The 21,053-nt window shown below is 67.2% G+C and carries 21 protein-coding genes; 8 read left to right on the top strand and 13 right to left on the bottom strand.

The features are described from left to right. Nucleotides 1–36: 36 nt before the first annotated feature. The 3 genes from Tharo_RS14875 to Tharo_RS14865 all read left to right on the top strand — a co-directional run bounded on the left by Tharo_RS14875 (nucleotide 37) and on the right by Tharo_RS14865 (nucleotide 3,940). Entirely contained in the window at nucleotides 37–1,500 is a 1,464-nt protein-coding gene (locus Tharo_RS14875) for a benzaldehyde dehydrogenase (protein WP_107221876.1), read from the top strand. An 80-nt stretch (nucleotides 1,501–1,580) separates the two neighbouring features. Next, nucleotides 1,581–2,756, top strand: coding sequence for a mandelate racemase/muconate lactonizing enzyme family protein (locus Tharo_RS14870; RefSeq protein ID WP_107221875.1), 1,176 nt, complete (start codon nucleotides 1,581–1,583; stop codon nucleotides 2,754–2,756). Continuing rightward, nucleotides 2,756–3,940: a CaiB/BaiF CoA transferase family protein gene (locus Tharo_RS14865; RefSeq protein WP_107221874.1), complete on the top strand. Its 1,185-nt coding sequence runs from the start codon at nucleotides 2,756–2,758 to the stop codon at nucleotides 3,938–3,940. The genes Tharo_RS14870 and Tharo_RS14865 overlap by 1 nt, the downstream gene beginning before the upstream one ends. Here Tharo_RS14865 and Tharo_RS14860 read toward each other — a convergent pair. Then, nucleotides 3,937–4,647: a TetR/AcrR family transcriptional regulator gene (locus Tharo_RS14860; protein ID WP_107221873.1), complete on the bottom strand. Its 711-nt coding sequence runs from the start codon at nucleotides 4,645–4,647 to the stop codon at nucleotides 3,937–3,939. The two genes, Tharo_RS14865 and Tharo_RS14860, sit on opposite strands and share 4 nt — an antisense overlap. 7 nt (nucleotides 4,648–4,654) lie before the next feature. Then, a complete protein-coding gene (locus Tharo_RS14855) occupies nucleotides 4,655–5,884 on the bottom strand; it encodes a CaiB/BaiF CoA transferase family protein (protein ID WP_107221872.1) in 1,230 nt (409 codons plus the stop codon). 285 nt (nucleotides 5,885–6,169) lie between these two features. Here Tharo_RS14855 and Tharo_RS14850 point away from each other — a divergent pair, with 285 nt between their 5' ends. The 5 genes from Tharo_RS14850 to qhpE are packed head-to-tail and all read left to right on the top strand — an operon-like array spanning nucleotide 6,170 to nucleotide 9,929. Continuing rightward, nucleotides 6,170–6,361: a DUF1289 domain-containing protein gene (locus tag Tharo_RS14850; RefSeq protein WP_211309623.1), complete on the top strand. Its 192-nt coding sequence runs from the start codon at nucleotides 6,170–6,172 to the stop codon at nucleotides 6,359–6,361. Continuing rightward, on the top strand, nucleotides 6,358–6,552 hold the full coding sequence (locus Tharo_RS14845; RefSeq protein WP_107221870.1) for a DUF1289 domain-containing protein: 195 nt from the start codon (nucleotides 6,358–6,360) through the stop codon (nucleotides 6,550–6,552). Before Tharo_RS14850 ends, Tharo_RS14845 begins: the two co-directional genes overlap by 4 nt. Next, complete coding sequence (locus Tharo_RS14840) at nucleotides 6,549–7,469, top strand: MBL fold metallo-hydrolase (protein WP_107221869.1); 921 nt, start codon at nucleotides 6,549–6,551, stop codon at nucleotides 7,467–7,469. Before Tharo_RS14845 ends, Tharo_RS14840 begins: the two co-directional genes overlap by 4 nt. Then, nucleotides 7,463–9,160 carry an ABC transporter ATP-binding protein gene (locus Tharo_RS14835; protein WP_107221868.1) on the top strand — a complete coding sequence of 566 codons (1,698 nt, stop codon included), beginning with the start codon at nucleotides 7,463–7,465 and terminating at the stop codon, nucleotides 9,158–9,160. The genes Tharo_RS14840 and Tharo_RS14835 overlap by 7 nt, the downstream gene beginning before the upstream one ends. Nucleotides 9,161–9,173: 13 nt before the next feature. Beyond that, complete coding sequence (qhpE, locus tag Tharo_RS14830; protein ID WP_107222454.1) at nucleotides 9,174–9,929, top strand: subtilisin-like serine protease QhpE; 756 nt, start codon at nucleotides 9,174–9,176, stop codon at nucleotides 9,927–9,929. A 92-nt stretch (nucleotides 9,930–10,021) separates the two neighbouring features. On the opposite strand, the gene Tharo_RS14825 is transcribed toward qhpE, so the two are convergent. The 11 genes from Tharo_RS14825 to Tharo_RS14775 all read right to left on the bottom strand — a co-directional run bounded on the left by Tharo_RS14825 (nucleotide 10,022) and on the right by Tharo_RS14775 (nucleotide 21,052). After that, a complete protein-coding gene (locus tag Tharo_RS14825) occupies nucleotides 10,022–10,369 on the bottom strand; it encodes a c-type cytochrome (RefSeq protein WP_107221867.1) in 348 nt (115 codons plus the stop codon). Beyond that, nucleotides 10,369–12,015: an FAD-binding oxidoreductase gene (locus Tharo_RS14820; RefSeq protein ID WP_107221866.1), complete on the bottom strand. Its 1,647-nt coding sequence runs from the start codon at nucleotides 12,013–12,015 to the stop codon at nucleotides 10,369–10,371. The genes Tharo_RS14825 and Tharo_RS14820 overlap by 1 nt, the downstream gene beginning before the upstream one ends. After that, nucleotides 12,015–12,644 (bottom strand): hypothetical protein, encoded by a 630-nt coding sequence (locus Tharo_RS14815; protein ID WP_159051716.1) that lies wholly within the window; start codon nucleotides 12,642–12,644, stop codon nucleotides 12,015–12,017. Before Tharo_RS14815 ends, Tharo_RS14820 begins: the two co-directional genes overlap by 1 nt. A 68-nt stretch (nucleotides 12,645–12,712) precedes the next feature. Further along, a complete protein-coding gene (locus Tharo_RS14810) occupies nucleotides 12,713–13,720 on the bottom strand; it encodes a zinc-dependent alcohol dehydrogenase family protein (protein WP_107221864.1) in 1,008 nt (335 codons plus the stop codon). 110 nt (nucleotides 13,721–13,830) lie between these two features. Beyond that, the gene (locus Tharo_RS14805; protein WP_107221863.1) at nucleotides 13,831–14,148 is read right to left on the bottom strand and encodes a hypothetical protein; all 318 of its coding nucleotides are present in this window, start codon (nucleotides 14,146–14,148) and stop codon (nucleotides 13,831–13,833) included. Between the two features lie 39 nt (nucleotides 14,149–14,187). After that, nucleotides 14,188–15,372: a lipid-transfer protein gene (locus tag Tharo_RS14800; protein ID WP_107221862.1), complete on the bottom strand. Its 1,185-nt coding sequence runs from the start codon at nucleotides 15,370–15,372 to the stop codon at nucleotides 14,188–14,190. A 41-nt stretch (nucleotides 15,373–15,413) separates the two neighbouring features. Continuing rightward, entirely contained in the window at nucleotides 15,414–16,160 is a 747-nt protein-coding gene (locus tag Tharo_RS14795) for an SDR family NAD(P)-dependent oxidoreductase (protein WP_107221861.1), read from the bottom strand. Between the two features lie 41 nt (nucleotides 16,161–16,201). Further along, entirely contained in the window at nucleotides 16,202–17,005 is an 804-nt protein-coding gene (locus tag Tharo_RS14790) for a glucose 1-dehydrogenase (protein WP_107221860.1), read from the bottom strand. A 22-nt stretch (nucleotides 17,006–17,027) separates the two neighbouring features. Next, nucleotides 17,028–18,563, bottom strand: coding sequence for an FAD-binding oxidoreductase (locus Tharo_RS14785; protein WP_107221859.1), 1,536 nt, complete (start codon nucleotides 18,561–18,563; stop codon nucleotides 17,028–17,030). A 127-nt stretch (nucleotides 18,564–18,690) separates the two neighbouring features. Further along, nucleotides 18,691–19,572, bottom strand: a complete 882-nt coding sequence (locus Tharo_RS14780) for an HAD-IIA family hydrolase (RefSeq protein ID WP_107221858.1) — start codon at nucleotides 19,570–19,572, stop codon at nucleotides 18,691–18,693. Further along, nucleotides 19,565–21,052: a biotin carboxyl carrier protein gene (locus Tharo_RS14775; RefSeq protein WP_107221857.1), complete on the bottom strand. Its 1,488-nt coding sequence runs from the start codon at nucleotides 21,050–21,052 to the stop codon at nucleotides 19,565–19,567. The genes Tharo_RS14780 and Tharo_RS14775 overlap by 8 nt, the downstream gene beginning before the upstream one ends. Nucleotide 21,053: the final 1 nt, after the last annotated feature.

Below are 21,053 nucleotides of genomic sequence, written 5' to 3'. Positions count from 1 at the left end.
GCCCGAGAAGCCGCAGTTCTACTTACAGGAGGCGATATGAGCGAAGATCTGCTGTGTTCCGGAGTCTGGCAGGGCAAGGCCTGGAGCAGCGGCTGGAACGCGCTGCAGGGCGGCATCCTCGATGTCGAGGAACCTGCGACCGGCCAAACGATTGGTCGAGTTTCGCGGGCGAACGCAGCGGATGTGCGTGCTGCCTGTGCGGCCGCGCGGAGTGCACAGAAAGCATGGGTGGCGATGAGCTACGCGGCGCGGGCGGCCGTCTTCCGCAAGGCCGCGGCCCTGCTCGAGGCCAACCGGGAGGCGTTCGCCGCGTGGATCGTGCGTGAAACGGGGGGCATCCCGCCCAAGGCGATGTTCGAGATCGACTCGGTGCAGCACCACCTGTTCGAGGCCGCGGCGATGCTGACCCAGCCTCAGGGCCTGGTGCTGCCCAGCGAGGGCGGCTGCACCAGCATCACCCGGCGCGTGCCGCACGGCGTGGTCGGGGTGATTTCGCCGTTCAACTTCCCCTTCCTGCTTTCCAGCCGGGCGGTGGCGCCAGCGCTGGCGGCGGGCAACGCGGTCGTTCTCAAGCCCGATCCGCGCACCCCGGTCAGTGGCGGCGTGCTGCTGGCCGTGCTGCTCGAAGCCGCCGGCTTGCCGGCTGGGGTGTTCCACATGCTCCCGGGTGATGCGGAGGCTGGCGAGGCGCTGGTGAGCGACCCCGCTGTGGCGATGATCTCGTTTACCGGCTCTACCGCGGTGGGGCGCCGGGTGGGTGAGCTGGCCGGACGCCAGCTGAAGAAGGTCGCCCTCGAACTCGGCGGCAAGAATGTCCTGATCATTCTCGACGATGCCGACCTCGAGCTGGCGGTGTCCGGCGGGTCGTGGGCGTCCTGGCTGCATCAGGGCCAGATCTGCATGAGCGCGGGGCGCCACCTGGTGCACCGCGATCTGGCCCAGGTCTATGCACAACGTATGGCGGCGAAGGCGGCGGCGCTCCCGGTGGGCGATCCCCACACCGCGCCGGTCGCGATCGGCCCGCTGATCACCGGCCGCCAGGTCGAGCGCGTCGACCGCATCGTTCAGGAATCCGTCCGCATGGGGGCGAAGCTGCTCGCCGGCGGCCGCTGCGACGGGCGCTTCTATCACCCGACCGTGCTTGCCGACGTAACGCCGCAGATGCCCGCGTTCCGCGAGGAAATCTTCGGCCCGGTGGTCTCGATCACCGCTTTCGGCAGCGATGCGGAGGCGGTGGCGCTCGCCGCGGATAACGAATACGGCCTGGCGGCGGGCATCTACACCGCCGACGTCGGACGTGGGATGGTGATCGCGGAGCAGCTCGAAGTCGGCCTCGTCCATATCAACGACCAGACCGTCAACGACAACGGACTGATGCCGATGGGCGGGCGGGGCGCTTCCGGGAACGGCTCGCGCCATGGCGGCCCGGCCAACTGGGACGAATTCACCCAGTGGCAGTGGCTCACCGTGCGCAATACCGCGCCGACCTACCCGTTGTAATCCGCCCTCGCGCGCGCACTGGAATGGTCGCGCGACCATTCCAATATCATCAACAAGCCTTTACCAATACGGGAAAAACCATGACCAAGATCGTCAAAGTCGAATGCATTCCGGTGTCCACCCCGCTGAAAAAGCCGGTGATCATGCCCAATACGCGGATCACCTCGATCGACAGCGTCGTCCTCAAGATCACCGCCGATGACGGCACCGTCGGTTTCGGCGACTCCGGCGACACTTCTTCCTGGTACCGCGGGGAACTGCAGGAGTCGATCATCGCCATGATCGGCAACGTGATCGCCCCGCGCATCCTGCTCGGCGAGGATCCGCGCAACATCGAAAAGATCGTCGCCAAGATGGACCTCCTGGTGCGCGACAACAACCAGGCCAAGGCCACCGTCGATTTCGCCCTCCACGACCTCAAGGGGAAACTGTTCGGCGTGCCGGTTTATGAGCTGCTCGGCGGCCGCACCGTCGACGCCGCCCGCCAGGGCTGGGTGCTGTCGGCGGGCAAGCCGGAAGACGTGGCGGCCGAGGCCGCGCTGGCGAAGAAGACCGGGTTCGCCTTGTTCAAGATGAAGATCGGCTACGGCACGATGGCCGACGACATCGCCATGGTCCATGCGGTGCGCGACACCGTGGGACCGGATGCCTACCTCACCATCGACGCGAACGGTTTCTGGGACTACGAAAAGGCGCTCCACATCATCCGCCGCCTTGATCCCTGCGGCCTCGACCTGATCGAGCAGCCGCTGCCGCACTGGGACATCGAAGGCATGGCGCGCCTGCGTGCCCAGGTCAGGACCCCGATCTATGCCGACGAATCGGCGCAGGAACTGCATCACCTCAAGGAGATCATCGACCGCCGCGCCTGCGACGGCCTTTTCATCAAACTGCAAAAGGCCGGCGGCCTGGTCAAGTCGCAGCGCTGGCTGACCCTGGCGCGCCTGTCCGGGCTGCCGGTGCATTGCGGCTGCATGATCGGCTCCGGCCTCGAGCACAGCCCGGCCGCACACCTGTGGGTCAGCAACGAATGGGCGACGCGCGGGCTCAACGAGTCGATCGGCCCGCTGATGATCCACGGCACCATGGAAAGCAAGAACATCGAGCGCGGCACCGACATCGCCCTCAACATTCCGAAATTCGAACAAGGTCTGTGCTATCCCAACGAAGGCCCCGGTTTCGGCATCGAGCTCAACGAAGCCTTCCTCGTCAGCAACAAGACCGCGGGCAAGGAAGGCCGCGTGGTGACGCCGTGATGGAGCGCACTGGCCCCTTGAGCCACCTCGTGGTGGTGGAGTTCGCCGGCCTCGGGCCGGCACCGTTCGCCGGGATGATGCTGGCCGACATGGGGGCGCGGGTGATCCGCATCGATCGCCCGCCGGCACGCGCGGCCCATTCCGGCGGGATGGCCGGGCTGACCGCGCGCCGCAGTGACGTGCTGGCGCGCGGGCGCGAGTCGATCGCGCTTGATCTCAAGCGGCCGGAAGCACGGGAGGCGGCACTGAAACTGATCGAGCGGGCCGACATCCTGATCGAGGGCTTTCGCCCTGGTGTCATGGAGTCGCTCGGCCTTGGCCCCGAAGTCTGCCTCGCGCGCAGGCCGTCCCTTGTCTATGGACGCGTCACTGGCTGGGGGCAAAGCGGCCCGCTGGCCCACACCGCCGGGCACGACATCAACTACTCGGCGCTCGCCGGCACGCTCCATTCGAGCGCCCGCCGCGACCAGCCGCCGACGCCGACGCCGGGTTTCATCGGCGATTTCGGCGGCGGCGGCATGTTGCTGGCGTTCGGGGTGCTGGCGGCGCTGATCCAGGCCCGCGAGAGCGGGCAGGGCCAGGTCGTGGATGCGGCGATCTGCGACGGCGCGGCGCTGCTCGCCGCACTGATCTACGGCTGGCGTTCGGCAGGCCTGTGGAATGCGCAGGCCGGAACCAACAATGGCGATGGCGGCGCCCATTTCTACGACGTGTATGCCTGTGCCGACGGCAAGTACGTTTCGGTGGGCGCGATGGAACCCCAGTTCTATGCGCTGCTGCGTGAAAAATGCGGCCTGGGCGAAGCCGAATTCGACGCCCAGTGGGACGCTTCGAAATGGCCGGAGCTCAAAATGCGGGTCGCCGAGGTGTTCCGCCGCAAAACCCGCGCCCAGTGGTGCGAACTGCTCGAAGGCACGGACGCGTGCTTTGCGCCGGTGCTCGATCTCGACGAGGCGCCCCGGCACCCGCACAACCTGGCGCGCGGCACCTTTGTCCAGGCCGACGGCATCACCCAGCCGGCGCCGGCACCGCGCTTCAGCCGCACGCCACCGGCCCGATGCCGGCCGGTGGGCGAAACCGGTGCCGATACCCGGTCCCTGCTGGCCGAACTCGGCTACGACGATGCCGCCATCGGGGCGGTCCTGGAGGGCCCCGCCGCGGGGAAGGGGCGAGCGGGTAACTAGGTCGTGCGCGGGGCGGCGATGCCCGAGACGAGCATGTCGAGAAAGGCGTCGACGACCTGTTCGAGGCTCAGCGAGCCCTCGCTGTCGAACCAGCGCGGAACCCAGTTCAGCGCGCCGAACAGCATCGCCGAGACGAGCCCCGGGTTGCAGGGCTTGATCGACCCATCCGCAATGCCCTCCACCACCAGGGCGCGGACGGTCGAATCGAGGCGCCGCTGGAACTTGCGGACCTCGCCGCCGGGCACCATGTCGAGCGGGCGCGAACCGACGAGGACGAGGCAGCGGCCGAAGTCGCTGTTCTGGGCCGAAGCCAGGCTGCGGGCGAACAGGCGCAGGCGCGCGAGGGCGGGGACGGCGCGGTCCTCCATGCTTTCCATGACCGTATCCAGGTCGGCGAACGATTTCAGCAGGCATTCGTAAAGAATGCTCTCCTTGCTGTCGACGTAGTGATAGAGGGTCGCCTTATGCATCCCCAGGGCGTCGGCGATCATGTCCAGCGACGTGGCTTCGTAGCCGTTGGCGGCGAACAGCTGGGCCGCGGTGCGCAGGATCGCGGTCCGCTTGTCCTCGTGGCGCGCTTCGGTCAGCCTGCCCCGGCGGCGTTTCTTGACCGGGGCGGAGAGGGCGGCGGGGGCATCTGCCGCCTCTGCCGCGGGACGGTCCGTCGCCGCGAGGGCGCCGGGAGGGTTCGATTTCAGGGATGGCATGGCAGGTTCATCGTGCGAATAGGGTGCCGGCACTGAGCAGGGCCTCGATTCTATCCGCTCCGATTTCGTACTCCTGGAGAATTTCGCGGGTATGTTCGCCGAGCAAGGGTGCGCGCTGGCGCACTGCGCCGGGGGTCGTGGAAAGCTTCACCGGAACGCCGGGGACGGCAACGGGGCTGCGGCTGCCGGGCTGTTCCACTTCCGGCAGCATCTGGCGCACCGCGAAGTGGGGATCGCGGAAAATCTCTTCTGCGTTGTAGATCGGGCTGAACGGTACCCGGCCGCCGAGCAGGCCGAGCAGCTCGGCCTTGGTCCGGGTATGGGCAAAGGTTTCGACGATTTCGTGCAGGACCGCCCGGTTTTCCCAACGGCTGCGTTCACTGCTGAATCGCGGGTCGGTCACCCACTCCGGCCTGCCCATCAGCCGGCACAATTCGGCCCATTGCGGATCGTGGGGGGCGGCGATCGCGACGATGCCGTCCTTGGCCCTGACGGTGCCGAACAAGGCCACCCCGGGGATGCCGTTGCCGACGGGCTCCGGCGAGACGCCGCGATAACTGTATTGCGAGACGACCAGTTCGGACATCGCCAGGATGCAGTCGGTCATCGCGACATCGACATACTGGCCCTGTCCGGTGCTGCGCGCGTGCCACAGCGCAGCCATGGTGCCGAAGGCGGCGAACAGGCCCGGCACGGTGTCGCCGAGGCCGCCGCCGACCTTGCACGGATGCTCGGCGTCTTCTCCGGTAATCCCCATCCAGCCCCCCATCGCCTGGGCGACGATGTCGAACGCGGGCCACTGCATGTAGGGGCTTTGTCCGCCGACCTTGTCGCCGAAGCCGCGCACGGAGGTGTAGACCAGGCTCGGGCGGAGGGTCTTGAGCGTTTCGTAGCCCAGGTTCAGCTTGTCCAGCACGCCAGCACGGAAGTTTTCGATCAGGGCATCGGCGCCCTTGACCAACTCCCTGACCAGAGCCTGGCCTTCCGGGTGCTTCAGATCGACCGCGATGGAGCGCTTGTTGCGGTTGCAGGACTGGAACAGGCCGCCAAAATCGCGCTGCGTGTCATCGTCGCGGAACGGCCCCATGCGGCGGAAGAAATCCCCCTCGATCGGTTCGATCTTGATCACGTCGGCGCCATGGTCGGCGAGGATCTGGGAGCAAAACGGGCCTGCCAGTGCATGCGTCAGGTCCAGAATACGGAGCCCGGCGAGTGAACCCGTCGCGGTGAGTGGCATGATCTCTCCTTGTTCATAATATCAACCGTATGGTTGGTTGGTATTATGAACAAGGGACACGCCCAGTGCAAACCGTCGTCGAGCTGCGCCCTGGCCTGGCGCGCCAGCCCGAGCGCAAGGGGCGGGGTCGGCGCCTGAGCCCTCGATCGCCGCGGCGGTGCGTCCGCGCTGCACGGCCGGTGCCGGTGGCGCGCGCTCGCGATCCCTTCCGGCCGCGTTCATAATGGCGGGCCCTGTACCCGGCGCTGCCGCTTGTCGCGGTTGCGCCCCATGGAGAGCGAAGCGATGGAAATCCCTTCTCCCTGTATCGACGTCTGCCGCCTGAGCCCGGAGACCGGCTGGTGCCAGGGCTGTCTGCGCACGGTCGATGAGATCCGCGCCTGGCCGCGGGCGGACAATGGGGTGCGGCAGGCGATCCTCGAGCGCACCGTGGCGCGCCGCGCTGCTGCTGGCGGGCCGGCGGGAGCGCAGGCATGAGCGGCGATGCGCTGTGCGTGGGGGTGTGCATGATCGACTGGGACACCGGAGTGTGCCTGGGCTGCGGGCGCACCGCGGAGGAGATCGAGGGCGTGCCGGTGGCGCCGCCGGCCGAGTCCGTGCCGCCGCCCGGTCGGCCGGCGCCCTTGCCGGCGAATGTCGCCGAACGGGTCGGGGAGGGCAGCGATTGAGCACGCGTCCACAACTGCCGCCCGCCGTGCAGGTGTTCGAGCGCGGCTGGCTGTCGGCCAACAACGTGCTGCTGGTCGATGGCGACGAGGCCACCCTGATCGACTCCGGTTACCTCAGCCACGCCGAACAGACCCTGGCCCTGCTGCGCAGCGCGCTCGGCGGGCGCCGCCTGCAGCGCCTGCTCAACACCCACTCCCACCCCGACCACATCGGCGGCCATGCCAGCGTGCAGCGCGCCTTCGGCTGCGCGGTGGTAGTGCCCGAGGGGATGGCGCGCGCGGTGGCGGAGTGGGACGAACACGCCCTGCTGATCAGTGCCGCGGCACAGGCCGGCGAGCGCTTCGACCACGACGCCACCCTCGCGGCGGGCGCCCGTTTCGTTGCCGGCGAACTCGAATGGCAGGCCCTGGCCGCGCCCGGGCACGACATGGACGCGCTGGTGTTCTACAACCGCGAGCGCCGCCTGCTGATTTCGGGCGATGCGCTGTGGCGCGACGGCTTCGGCATCCTGTTCGCCGACGTGCTCGGCCACGGTGACGGGGTTGGCGAGACCCGGCGCACTCTCGAGGCGCTCGGCCGGCTCGCTGTGGACGCCGTGATCCCCGGCCACGGCGCCCCCTTCGCCGACTTCGACGAGGCCCTCGAGCGCGCCTTTGCCCGCCTCGCCGCGTTCGAGGCCGACGGCGCGCGCATCGCCCGCAACGCCATCCGCGGCTGCATCACCTTCATGCTCCTCGATGCGCGCCGCATCGGGCTGGCGGCGCTGACCCGCCACCTGGTGGACACCCCGCTGTACCGCGAAGCCAATGCACGCTTCCTCGACATGGACCCCGATGCGCTCACCGGCTGGCTGATCGCCGAGCTCGAGCGCGCCGGCGTGGCGCGCCGCCAGGGCGACGCCCTGGTCGCATGCTGATGGGCACGGCGGTGCCGCTGCACGGCGGCTTTCGCTGGGTGTACGGCTTCGTGCGCCCGCAGGCGCGGGCGATCGCCGTGCTGATCGTGCTGTCCCTGCTCGCCTCGGCGCTGGTGCTGCTGCAGCCCTGGCTGACCAAGATGCTGATCGACGACGGCCTGCTCGCCGGCGACTACCGGATGCTGGTGCTGGTCGCGGCGGCGATGATCGCCGCCGGCATCGCCGGCACCGTGCTCGCCGGCATCAACCGCCTGCGCCACACCCGGCTGTCGGGCACTATCCTGTTCGCCCTGCGCAGCGACCTCTACCGCCACCTGCAGACCCTGTCGCCGGCCTTCTACGGCCGCCAGCGGCTGGGCGATCTGCTGTCGCGCATCGACGGCGACGTCGCCGAGCTCCAGCGCTTCGCCGTCGACAGCCTGTTCGCCGCGCTCAGCAGCGTGGTCGGCCTCGTCGGCGCGGTGGCGCTGATGCTGAGCCTGTCGTGGCAGCTGTCGCTGCTGGTGCTGGTGCTGATCCCGCTCGAACTCGCCTGGCTGCGCTGGATGCGGCGCAAGGTCGAGGCGCGCACGCGCACCGTGCGCGAGCGCGCGGCCGACGTGTCGAGCTTTCTCGTCGAGACCCTGCCGGCGATGAAGTTCATCCAGGCCTCGGGGCAGCAGGGGCGTGAGCGCGGCCGCCTCGACGGCCTCGGCGGGCGCTACCTCGACGAACTGCTGCAACTGCAGCGCACCGAATTCTTCACCCATGCCGTGCCTGCCACGCTGACCTCGCTGACGCGTGCGGCGGCCTTCCTCATCGGCGGCGCCTGGGTCATCGACGGCCAGTGGCAGCTCGGCGCCCTGATCGCGTTCTCCACCTACCTGGGGATGGCGGTGGGGCCGGTCAACAGCCTGCTCGGCCTCTACGTCGCGATCCAGCGCATCCGCGTCAGCCTGGGGCGGGTCAATGAGCTGCGCCAGGCGCCGGCCGAGGTCACCGATCGCGGCGCCGGGGTGCGCCTGCCGGCGGCGCTGCGCGGCGAACTCGCCTTCGAGCGGGTGCGCTTCCGCCACCATGGGCGGGCGCAGGCGCTGCTCGAGGACGTGGACCTGGTGATCCCGGCCGGCAGCAAGGTGGCGCTGAGCGGCGCCTCCGGAGTCGGCAAATCGACCCTGATCGATCTGCTGCAGCGTCATTTCGACCCCGAGGGCGGCGTCATCCGGCTCGACGGCATCGACCTGCGCACGATCGCGCTCGCCGAGCTGCGGCGCGCGATCGCCGTCGTCAGCCAGGACATCGTGCTGTTTCGCGGCACCCTCGCCGACAACCTGCGCTACGCTGCGCCCGATGCCGACGACACCGCGGTGCGCGCGGCCGCCCATCGCGCCCGCCTCGGCGAGCTGATCGCCAGCCTGCCGCAGGGGCTGGACACCCCGCTCGGCGAGCGCGGCCAGCAGCTTTCCGGCGGCCAGCGCCAGCGCATCGCGATCGCCCGCGCGCTGCTCCAGGCGCCGTGCGTGCTGGTGCTCGACGAGGCGACCTCGGCCGTCGACGAGGCCACCGAGGCGCAGGTGATCGCTGCGGTCGATGCGCTGTTTGCCGGCCGCACCCGGATCCTCGTCAGCCACCGCGCGGCCACCCTTGCCGGTTGTGAATGGCGGATCGTGCTCGACGGCGGCAAGGCCGAAGTGCGGGCGATGCAGGCGTAGACCGGTGGAAGCGATGCGAAGCGAGCCGCGGCCGCAACTGCCCGAGGAGGGGGAAAACGCCGCTGCGGGCGGCGCTGCGGTGCGCGTCGGCCTCGTCGACAGCGGCCATGCCCCGGCACTGGCGGCGCGGGTGGCGAGCGCGGCGGCGTTCGTCCTCGGCGAGGACGGCGTTCGCCGCGAGGATGCCGGCCCCGAGCGCCTCGGCCACGGCAGCCGCCTGGCGGAAATCATCGCCGCGTGCGCGCCGCGCGCGCAGCTGTGCGTCGCCCAGGTGTTCCATGCCCGGCTGGCGACCACGGCCGCCCAGGTCGCGGCGGCGATCGACTGGCTGGTCGCGCAGCGGGTGGCGCTGATCAATCTCAGCCTCGGCCTGCGGGCGCCGCGACCGGTGCTCGCCGAAGCCTGTGCGCGTGCGCGTGCGGCCGGCGTGCTGCTGTGCGCGGCCGCGCCGGCGCGCGGCGAGCCGGTGTATCCGGCGGCCTTTCCCGGCGTGCTGCGGATGACCGGTGATGCGCGCTGCGCGCGGATGGAGATTTCCGCCCTCGGCACCCGCTACGCCGACTTCGGCGCCCACGTCCGTCCTCTCGACGGCAGCCTCGCCGGCAGTGGCGCCAGCGTCGGCTGCGCCCACCTCAGCGGGCACATCGCCCGCTACCTCGACGACTGCCGTGCTGCCGGGGCTGCGGCGAGTGAAGAGGCGGTGTGGCAGTGGCTGCAGGCTCAGGCCCGTTATCGCGGGCCTGAGCGGAGAGGCAGTCCGCCGGGGTAAAACGCCTGAAACGATGGGGCGGGCCGGGTAGGACCCTATCCGATCGATTCGCGTGCCCCCCAGCGGGGGGAGGGCACGCATCTCGCCAAAAGTTAGCGTGGGTTGCTGCGCGACAGGTAGCTTCCCAACGCATCGAGTTCAGCATCGCTGATCTCGACCTTGCGGAAAAACGGCATCACCGAAATGCCGTTCCGCACGAATGCCCTGACGATCTCGGGGGTCAGATCGGTGCGCTTCTCCAGCGCGCCCGGGAGGGCGCCCTGATAGCGGAGATCGAGCGCCTGCGTTCCCGGATGACCGGGGCCGATCCCGTGGCAGGAAACACACCACTCCTGGAATACGGCCTGGCCGCGCTCGACCACTGTCTGTCCGCCGGCCCAGATTTGGCCGGATGCCAGTGCCGCCATCAGGGCGGTGCCCACGCTAAGCAGCTTTTTCATCACGAGCCCTCCCGGTAGCGTTTGGGCCAGATGCCGCCACGCCCCGGCGCCATGATGCCGTGAGGGTCGATGACGTCCTTGAGCCGTTCCTGGAATCTCAGCAGGATGTTGTTGTTGAAGGAGTACGTTGCCGCCACCGCGTCCTGGAAGATGGGGGCGGTACGGTATTCGGACCAGCCGTTTTCCGCGGCCAGTTTGATCAGCTTGTTGAAGTCGTCAACGGATTTCCGGTTGCGCTCCTTGTCGGAACGGGAAACGAACACCGGGAACAGGTAGAGGTAGGTGCGGTACTGCCATGACATCGGCACGTTGGTGACGCTGATCGGGGCCGAGGTGATGTTCATTTCGCGCGCGGCCTTGGTGAAGACCTTGTGCGCGTGGATGAATTCTTCCCCATTGCGGGGGACGATCGGTGAAAACCACGCATGGCCGTCCCCGGGTTCCGGCATCGCCGCGGAGCGGGCGCCGATCGAGAAGATCGACATGTTGGGAATGCCCAGCGCAACCTTGTGACGGACTTTTTTGATTGCTTCCGGGTTTTCGAGCGGGAACGCGTAGTTTTCGATTTCTTCGAAGCGGACGCCGGGAATGGCGGCGAAAACTGTCTTCTTGGCATATTCCCAGTTGGCGTAAACGGTTTCCTTCGGGCCGTAAAAATTGAGCATGACATTCCAGAATTCATGCCCCTGTTTTTCGGCATAGGCCTGGTACTCTTCGACCGTGGAGCCGCCGGGACGGCTGTTGAGCGCCATCAGCTCGGGGGTCGGCTTGTAGATCTCCGGCTCCATCTGCATGCAAAGCGGGTCCATCGGGCAGCTGTAGCGCGGATGCCCGATCAGGCCCTGGTCTTCCATCTTGTTGACGCCGTTGATCAGCGGGATCAGGTCATGGTATTTCGGCACCTTGACCTGACCGCTGAGGAAATGGTCCGGCTGCGGCTGCATCCAGAACCCCATCTTGGTGACGATGCCGAAATTGGACTGGGCGAACAGGCCATCGACGTAGGCGCCATAGCCGTACTTGTTTTCCGCCCAGGTCTTCGAGCCCGGTATCGCCGCCATCCCGGTGCGCATGACCTCGCCATCGGGGAGCACCACTTCCATGCCGCAGTGGGAGCCGAAGTGGTCGCGATAATTCATCCAGGTGTAGCCGAGGCCATGGTCGACCGCGTTCCCGAGTGGGCTGCCCCAGCCGGGATCGGGTACGTCCATCATGACCTTGAAGCCGCGCTCATGGATGTACTTGTACAAATCGAAGTAGGAGACGCCCGGCTCGACAATGCAGAAATTCCTCTTGTCATCGACTTCGATGACCTTGTTCATGCGCTTGAGATCGACGATGACGTTGCCCGCCATGTTCGGCGCCGAACCGCCGTAGCCCAGGTTCTTGCCGGTGGAGATGGCAAACAGCGGGATCCTGTACTTGCCGGCGATGCGCACCACGGCCTGGACCTGCTCGACGTTTTCCGGCGCAACCGCGGCGGAGGCAACCAGTTCGTCGGGCTCTCCCCACACCAGGGAATACGCATCCCGGTACAGATGCATGTCCTCGTCGCCGGTGAACACCCAGTTTTCACCCACGACAAGGCGGAATTCTTTCAGTGCGGCGTTGAAGTCTGCGGCGCTGACGCCCTTGGGAAGTTTCATCACACGATCCTTTCAACAGTAGCAAAAGCGTTGCGCGCCGAGGCGGAGGAGGGGCGCGGGGCAATGACCCAGGAAACCAGCGGCGCAGGGTCGGCAGCCGTGTCCTGCCCGGGGCGGGGCCGTGCCGGGATCGCCAGGGCCGATGGCGCCGGCTCCGGACGGTAGCAGCGGGCCAGCATGCCGGCCACGCAGGCGCCCAGGCCGGGGTGCTCCGAAGCGGCCTGCTCGAATGCGTTCAGCATCGCGACCGGGCCGCCCAGCTGGTGTTCGATGCGGCCATTGCCCTGGCTGCGATGCTGTGCGCGAAAAACGACGCGCAAGCCATGGTCCCAGCCCATACGCTCGAGCACGAACAGGGCGCTGGCATGGGTCAGTCCCGCGATGGCCACGGGCTCGTGCCGCCACCGCGGGGCAAGGTGGTTCATCCAGAACCCGGTCACGTCGCCGTCGATGTCATGGGTGGCGTAGCCGTGCTGCCCGGCCGCAGCGCCGAAAGCGGCGCTGGGGGGAAAGCCGTTGTCGTAGACGACGGAAAAAAGGGACGAGGCTGCGATGTCCCGGCCGGGGGCCAGCGCGGAGGCGAAGCCCGGGATCGACATCCCGGCAAGCGCCAAACCGCTCATGGTCATGGACCCTTGGAGGAAAGCTCTTCTTGAAAGCACGGTGAGTCTCCACGAAGACGATTGGGGGGCTGCGCTCAGAATTCGAGGCAGATCTTGCCGAAATGCCCGCCGGTCTGCTGCAGGCGGAAGGCGTCGGCGATGGCCTCGAGGGCAAAGGAGCGGTCGATGACGGGAACGATGCCGGTCGCTTCGAGCGCACGGACCAGCTCGGTCTGCTGGCGGCGGTTGCCGACGATCAGCCCTTGCAGGCGTTGCTGGCGCTTCATCAGCGCGGCCGTCGGCACCGGCCCGGCGCCGCCCGTCAGCACGCCGATCAGGGCGATGTGACCGCCGATCCGGCAGGCCTGGATCGATTGTGGCAGGGTGCCGGGGCCGCCGACTTCGATGACGTGATCGACACCGCGGCCGCCGGTGAAATCGAGCACGCGCGACGCCCATTGCACTTCGCTGCGGTAGTTGATGGTGTAGCTGGCGCCGAGCGCCCGGGCATGTTCGAGCTTCTCGTCCGACGACGAGGTCGCGATCACGCTGGCGCCCATCGCCTTGGCGAACTGGAGGGCGAAGATCGACACGCCCCCCGTGCCCAGTACCAGGACGCTGTCGCCGGCTTTCAGACCGCCGTTGTAGACCAGGGCGCGCCAGGCGGTGAGGCCGGCGGTCGTCAGCGTGGCGGCCTGGGCGTGGCTGTAGCCATGCGGGGCGCGGGTGAATGCGATCGCCGGGCGGACGACAACTTCACAGGCGTAGCCATCGACCCCGTCACCGGGAGTGGTGGAAAAATCCGCGATCGGAGCTTCTCCATCCTCCCAGTGCGGAAAGAAGGTCGAGACGACGGTGTCGCCGACGGCGAATTCATCGACCCCTTCCCCGACCGCTTCGACGACACCGGCGCCGTCGGACATCGGGATGCGTCCGTCGGCGGCCGGCATTGCGCCGCTGACAACGCCAAGATCATGGAAGTTCAGGGAACTGGCGTGAATCCTGACCCGGATCTCGCCCGGGCCGGGCCGCCCGGGATCGGGAAGTTCCACCAGGTCGAGGTGATCGAGGCCGCCGGGAGTGCGTAATCTGATGGCTTTCATTTCATTGATTTCCCTAAAAAAGCGGTTTCATTCGTGGTCTGTCCGATTCCGGGCAGGTGCGACGCCATGGCGCTTGAACCCGATTCGGGTCGATGGCGGTGATCGCTTGCTCAGGTGTCGAAAACGGAGACTTCATCGGCCACGTTGTCGATCGTCATCAGCGTATCGACATGCCTGAGCGTGGGCCGGCAGCCAAAAGTCTGCTCGAACGCCTGCAGCATCGCGGGAGTGAAGAAGGCTTTTGCGCACGACAGGTTTTCCCAGATGTAAACGCTCGTTCCGCTGCCGTCGGATGCGTCGTAGCAGAAGTATTTTTTCAATAAGCCTTCGGCGTCGATGAACTTGTTCCGGGCCGACTTGAATTTTTCCAGGATTTCGCCCCTCGCCACGGCGCAAGGAAGCCTGTATTCGACAATCGTCGTGATCACGATCCCACCCTCGGTTGAACAAGATGAAGGCGATTCGGCTCAGGCATTCTTCCCGTACAGGGTCACGACGCAGGCGCCGCCCAGCCCCAGGTTATGCTGCAGCGCAAGGCGGGCCCCGCTGACCTGGCGGGCGCCGGCTTCCCCGCGCAATTGCGAAACCAGTTCCGTACACTGGGCGAGGCCGGTCGCGCCCAGCGGGTGTCCCTTCGACATGAGCCCGCCGGAAGGATTGACGACATATTTGCCGCCGTAGCTGTTGTCGCCGCGTGCGATGAAGCCTTCCGCCTCGCCCTCGCCGCACAGCCCCAGCCCTTCGTAAGTGATGACCTCGTTCGAAGTGAAGCAGTCATGCAGTTCGACGACGTCGATGTCCTGCGGGCCGATCCCGGCTTGCGCGTAAACCTGCGCGGCGGCGTTGCGGGTCATGTCGGCACCGGCGAGATCGATCGGGTTGTCGTTGCGGGCCAGACGGTCGGTCGCCATCGCCTGGGCGAGGATCGGGATGCCGCGGGCAAGGCCGTGGCGACGGGCGAAGGCTTCGCTGCACACGACCGCCGCTGCCGCGCCGCAGGAAGGGGGGCAGGCTTCGAGACGGGTCAGATAGGGCGCGAAAATGACCGGCGACTGCATGACCTCGTCGACGGTGAGCGGCTGGTTGAACATCGCCAGCGGGTTGTTCATCGCGTGCTTGCGGGTCTTCACCGCTACTTTTGCAAAGATGTCGGGGTTGGCACCGGTCTTTTCGATGTAGGCCAGAGCGGCGGAGCCGAACAGGCGATGGGCGTTGGACGCAGGCGGTACGCCCGGCACGATCTTTTCAAGCTGATCTTCCATCTCGAGCAGCGGCGAAGTACGGTCGTTCCACACCGCGCCCAGCGCGCCCGGGCGCATTTCCTCGAAGCCGAACGCCAGCGCGCAGTCGACACTGCCGGAGAGCACCGCCTGGCGGGCGAGGAACAGGGCCGACGAGCCCGACGAGCAGTTGTTATTGACGTTGAACAGCGGGATGCCGGTCATGCCGACCCGGTACAGCGCGGCCTGGCCGCAGGCGCTGTCGCCGAAGACGTAGCTGGCGTAGGCCTGCTGGATTTCGTTGTAGGGAATGCCAGCATCGGCGAGGGCGGCGCGAATGGCCTTCGACGCCATGATTTCATAAGGCTCCTGGGTGCCGGGCTTGACGAACTTGACCATCCCGACGCCGATGACCTGAACAGGTGCAGACATGAATGAAGATTCCTTCGATGGATTTCAGTGAGTGATGACGGTCATCGTGCCAGGTAGCCGCCGTCGACCGCGTAATAGCTGCCGGTGACGAAGCTGGCCTTGTCGCTGCTCAGCCAGGCGACCAGATTGGCGACTTCCTCGGTTTCGCCGAGGCGGCGCAAGGCATGCATTTCTTCGAGCTGTTTGCGCGTTTCGGGCGGAACGTTCTGGACCAGCGTGGTATTGATGAAGGCCGGCCCGACCGAATTGATGCGGATGCCCTTGCTGCCGTATTCCCAGGCGACCGTTTTCGTCAGGCCGACAACGCCGTGCTTGGCGGCGGTGTACGGGGTGATGCCTTCGATCCCGATCTGCCCGGCGATGGAGGAAATATTCACGATCGCGCCGCCGCCGGTTTCGAGCATCGCGCGCAGCTGCGCGCGAACGCCGTAGAACACGCCCGACAGATTGATGTCGATGACGCGTTGCCACTGGGCATCGCTCGTTTCATCCGTGGGGGTGAATTCGCCGCTGATGCCGGCGTTGTTGCAGGCCACGTCGAGCCGGCCGAACGCGCGCCGGGCCGCCTCGATCAGCACGACGTGGTCCTCGGCGCGGGAAGTGTCGGCGCGTTGGTAGAGGGCTCGCCCTCCGCTTCTTTCGATCAGGGAGGCAGTTTCACGGCCCCATTCGTCGTTGATGTCGGACACGACGACATTCGCGCCCTCGGCAGCGTAGGTGAGGGCAATGGTGCGGCCGATGCCGTTGCCGGCACCGGTGACCAGCGCGGTCTTTCCTTCGAGCAGCATGGTGTTCTCCTTTGGTCTGGCTTGTCCGGGCGGGCGGGGGATCAACTGATCGTCATGCCCCCGTCCACCACGATTTCGGTTCCGGTGATCCAGCTCGATTGTTCGCTGGCGAGGAAGAGGGCGGCGTTGGCAATGTCGCCGGGGACGCCGGTGCGGCCGATCGGATAGGTTTCCCGCATTTGCTGCAGCGCCGTTTCGCGATCGGCGAAAACCCCGAGACCGACGAAATCATCGACGAGCTTGCTGCCCATGTCGGTATCGACCAGGCCCGGATGGATCGAATTGACCCGGATGCCGTAACCGAGGCGGCCGCATTCGACCGCGGCGGCCTTGCTGAGCAGCCGCACTGCGCCTTTCGAGGCGCTGTATACGCCCAGCGCCGGGGTGCCGATCAATCCGGCCACCGAGGACAGGTTGATGATGCTGCCGCCTTTGCCCGCGCTTCCGCCCGGACGCATCGTCCGGATGGCGTGCTTGTGGCCGAGGATCACGCCGGCCACATTGACGGCGAGGAGCCGGTTGATGTCGGCGAGCTCGACGTCGGCGAGGAGGCCGGTCTGCTCGATGCCGGCGTTGTTGACGAGGATGTCCAGCCCGCCGAACTGCGTGACTGCGCGTGCCAGCGCGCGTTCCCATTGCGGCTCGTCGGCGACGTCGTGGTGAATGAACGCGGCCTTGCCGCCCTGATCCCGGATCTGTGCGGCAAGGGCCTCGCCGCGCGCCTCCTGGACGTCGCCGAGAAGCACCGACGCGCCTTCCGCCGCGAAGCTCCGGGCAATGGCGGCGCCGATTCCCGCGGCCGCACCGGAGACGTAAGCGACTTTTCCAGTCAGATTCTGCTTCATGCAATGCACCTCCGCTGCCCGGTCATGAGCGATTGGCCAGGTCGATTCCCGACTTGCCCGGCGACAGGATGTTGTTCGGATCAAAGAGCTGTTTCAGGTCATGGCAGATGTCCCGGAACGGCCCGAGCTTGCGCATCAGGTAGTCGCCGGTGGACAGTCCGGTGCGGTAGGGCAGGTAGCCGACCTCGCAGTAGCGGTCATACATTTCCCGCTCGCACAGCTCGGCGCGGCGGCGCTCTTCGGCATCGCTGCGATCGAACAGCAGCCAGATGATGTGGTGCAGATCGCGGCCGGTCCCCAGGATCAGCTCTGCGGCATAGTGGAAGCCGTACTTCGCGTAGGTCTCTTCGGCGATCCGGATCTGCTGTTCGACGGCCTCGTTGGTGACGGGGGCGACCGGCGAGATCCACAGCGCCCCCGCCTTGCCTTCCCAGTCCGACATGTCGAATTCCCACTGCGGCTCGCCGCGCATCGCCTTTTCCCGCGCTCGCCAGTAGGGGCTCGCCGCCTGTTCTTCCGCACTCAGGAAGCGGCAGCCGGGAAGGGCCGAGCGGAAGGCGTCTTCGACGATGCCGCGATAGGTCCGGACGGTTTCCGGCAGGCCATAGAGCGCGCCGGCGAAGTTCCACTCACCCAGCGCGTACCTCTCTTTCAATGCCTTCAGGGTTTCTGCCGGATAGTCGAAGCGCCGGCCGACCCGGGGCAGGATGTTTTTCCCCTCGCCCCAGCACGCCGTCAGCCCCAGCGCCTTGCGCACATGGGTGACGCAGGCGCCGTTGGGAATGACCATGTTGAGCTTGAGCGGACGCAGGATTTCGACCGCCTTGTAGACCGCCTCCGGGTCGTCCATGGTCACCGCGAGCGGTTCGTAGGCCGGCGGGCGCGGCATCAGCCAGAAGCCGGCCTTGGTGACGATGCCGAAATTGGACTGGGTGAACAGGCCGTCGAGCGACGGTCCGTAGCCCCACTTGAAGACCTGCCAGGTCTGCGAGTTCGGCAGCGTTCCGGTGCCGGTGCGCAGCACCTGTCCGTCGGCGAGGACGACTTCCATGCCGCAGCTGAACAGAAACTTCTCTCCCATGGGGGTGTATCCGGCGCCGCGCTCGGTGATGTTGCCCAGGCACGAGCCCTCGGGGCTGCCGCTCGGGACGTCCATCCACAAGGGGATGTCGTTGTCCCGGAGATAGCGATAGAGCTGGGCGAAGGTCACGCCCGGTTCGACCAGGGCGTAGGCGAGATCGACGTTGACCTCGAGGATGCGGTTCATCCTTTTGAGGTCGATGATCAGGGTCCCCGGCGTGGCGGCACAGGCCATGCCGTAGCCGCGGTTCTGCCCGCCGCTCAAGGTCCATACCGGCGTCTTGGCGGCGTTGGCGATTTTCAGCACCTGCTGGAGCTCTGCCGTCGACGCCGGTCGCACCACGGCGGCAGGCAGGATGTCGGCGGCGGCGAGCATGTTGACGGAATATCGCGACAGGGTTGCGGCGTCGGTCAGCAGATGTTCCGCGCCGACGACGCGCTCGATCTCCTTCAGTGCCTGTTCTACGGGTGGTTTCATTGCACTGCGCCTCCGTTGCGTGGATCGCTGGACCGGAATGTCCGGCTCGTACTGGAACAAAGGGAAGGCCGCTGCGGGCCGGTGCCGGGGGGGAGGGATTCATCGGGCGCCGGATGCATGGCGGGGTCTACAGCGTCTGCCCTTGCAGCAAGCGCAGCAGCTCATCGACGCCGTGCACGGTCAGGTGCGGCCAGCGCGCCGGCGGCAGATGTGAAAACGAATCTGCATCGCCCAGCCCGGTATTGACCGCGATCGCCAGCGAGCGGCCGCGGTGTGCCATTGGGACTTCCAGTTCGGGATCGTCGCCGACCACCGCCAGGTCCTTGGCCCGCACCCCGAGGCGGCGGGCTGCAGCGCTCAGGGCATGGAGCGAGGGCTTGCCCACGATCTGCACCCGGCAGCCGGTCAGATCCTTGAGCATGGCGGAAATGGCGCGGGACGTGCCCAGCGTCTTGCCCGCCGCGGTGGCGAAAAACATGGCCTGTGACGAGCTGAACGCCTGTGCCCCGCCCCAGACCGCGTAGCAGGCTGCTTCGAGGTTGTTCATGGTGAATTCGCGGTACCAGCCGATCAGCACGGCATCGGCCTGGGGCCGGCCCACCGGGGCGACGACCCCGATTCCCGCCTTGCGCAGCGGCATTGCCAGGCCGTCGCCGCCGAGCACCAGCACGCGCTTGTAGCCGCGCTGGACGAACAGGTCCACCGCGCTGCTCGCCGGCGTCATCATCGCTGCGTCGGGCAGCGCGAAGCCGAGCTTGCGCAGCGTGGTGGCGTACTCTTCGGGCGAGCGCGCGGTGCCGTTGGTGAAGACGGCAAACGGGATGCTGTGCTCGCTCAGCCAGTGGGTGATTTCCAGCGCGCCCGGGAGCGGCTTCATGTCATGGTTGCGCTCATTGCCGAGCAACAGCGTTCCGTCCATGTCGAAAACGAAACCGCGGGTGCGGCCGAGGCGGGCGAGGGTGGCTGCGGGGATGCCCTGCCCGGCAAAAGCGATGCTGTCGTCACGCATTGGCGTTCTCCTGGCTGCCGTTACCGTGCAGTTCGAGGCGGAAATTGGGTTTGTCGATCACGATGTCGGAGACGCCCGGGCGGGTTTGCAGCTCGCGCAGCAGCTTCAGCACCGGTTGCACGTCGGGGTTGTAGTGGCGGCGCGCAGGGCCGGCGGCGAGCATGGCCTCGACCTGTTCCGCCGGCATCGTCGCGCGCAGCAGGAACTCTTCGTCCGAAATGCCGGGTGGGAACTGGCGGCGCATTTCCGCCAGCGTCGGCGGCGGCGGCTCGTTCATGAGCTCCTTCGCGCGCGGGCGGGCCAGGATGCGGTCCTTCACCTGGGGGTCGATGACGCCGGTCGGGCGGCCGAAATTGCCGAGCACGTAGCGGATCACCTGGTCCGAGACGTTGGCATAGCGTTCGTTGCCGATCACGTTGTAGAAGGCCTGCGAGCCGAGCATCTGGGGGAAGGGCGTGACCATGATCGGATAGCCCAGCTCGGCGCGCACCCGGCTCAGCTCTTCCATGACTTCGTCGAAGCGATGTTCGAGCTTCAATTCCGCGAGCTGGCGCCGGGTGGTCGAGATGTAGCCGCCCGCGGCCTGGTGGCGCAGGAACGCGGCATCGAACTCCTGGGGCATGCCCACCGGCAGGTTCTCGGCGGCGGCGATGCGGGTGAAGTAGTTCGACACCAGGGCCAGCGCGCGGTCGTCGACGTCCACCGTGTGGCCCAGTTCGCGCAGGTTGGCGACGACGCGCTGCGCGTTCGGCTGCGCCGTGCCGCTGCTCAGTGCGCCGCAGCCGACCTGCAGGGCGTTGATGCCCAGCTCGGCGGCGGTCATGTAGGTGATCGGCGCCAGCCCGATGTTGCAATGGGAATGCAGTTCCAGCGCCTTGCCGCCCAGTTGCGCCTGGATCGCCGGGATCAGCGTGCGCGCCCGCTCGGGCGTCAGGATGCCGGCCGGGTCCTTGATGTAGAGGCGGTCGATGTTGGGCGAGCGGGCCAGTTGCGCGGCGAAGTTGGCGTAGTAGGCATCGTCGTGCACGACGCTGATGGTGTAGGTCAGGGCGGCGATGATCTCGCTGCCGCCGGCCTTGCGCATCATCTGCGCCGATTCGAGCATGGCCTGCGCATCGTTCATCGGGTCCATGACGATGAAGCGCGAAATGCCGTTGATGACGAGCCGGTCGTATACGAGCTGCATGAACTCGGGGTGCTGGCTTTCCCAGGAGATGAAGCGTAGCCCGGTGCCGATGAATTCCAGCGGGGTGTTGGGCATCGCAGCGTGGGTCAGGCGGATGCGCTCCCACGGATCTTCGCGGTGGGTCTTGATCGCCATCCCCATGTGCGTGCTCGAGGCGTAATTGATGGCGCGGAAACCGACCCGGTCGAGGATCGGCGCGATCGACAGGATCTGCGGGGTATTGAGCCCGGTTGCACCCCACAGGCTCTGGTTGCCGTCGCGGATCGAGGTGTCGATGAGCTGGAGATGGGCCATG

Source organism: Thauera aromatica K172, from assembly GCF_003030465.1.
GTDB classification, from domain to species: domain Bacteria; phylum Pseudomonadota; class Gammaproteobacteria; order Burkholderiales; family Rhodocyclaceae; genus Thauera; species Thauera aromatica.
Note: the sequence above shows the minus strand (reverse complement) of the source record. Positions and strands in the feature narration are given on the sequence as shown.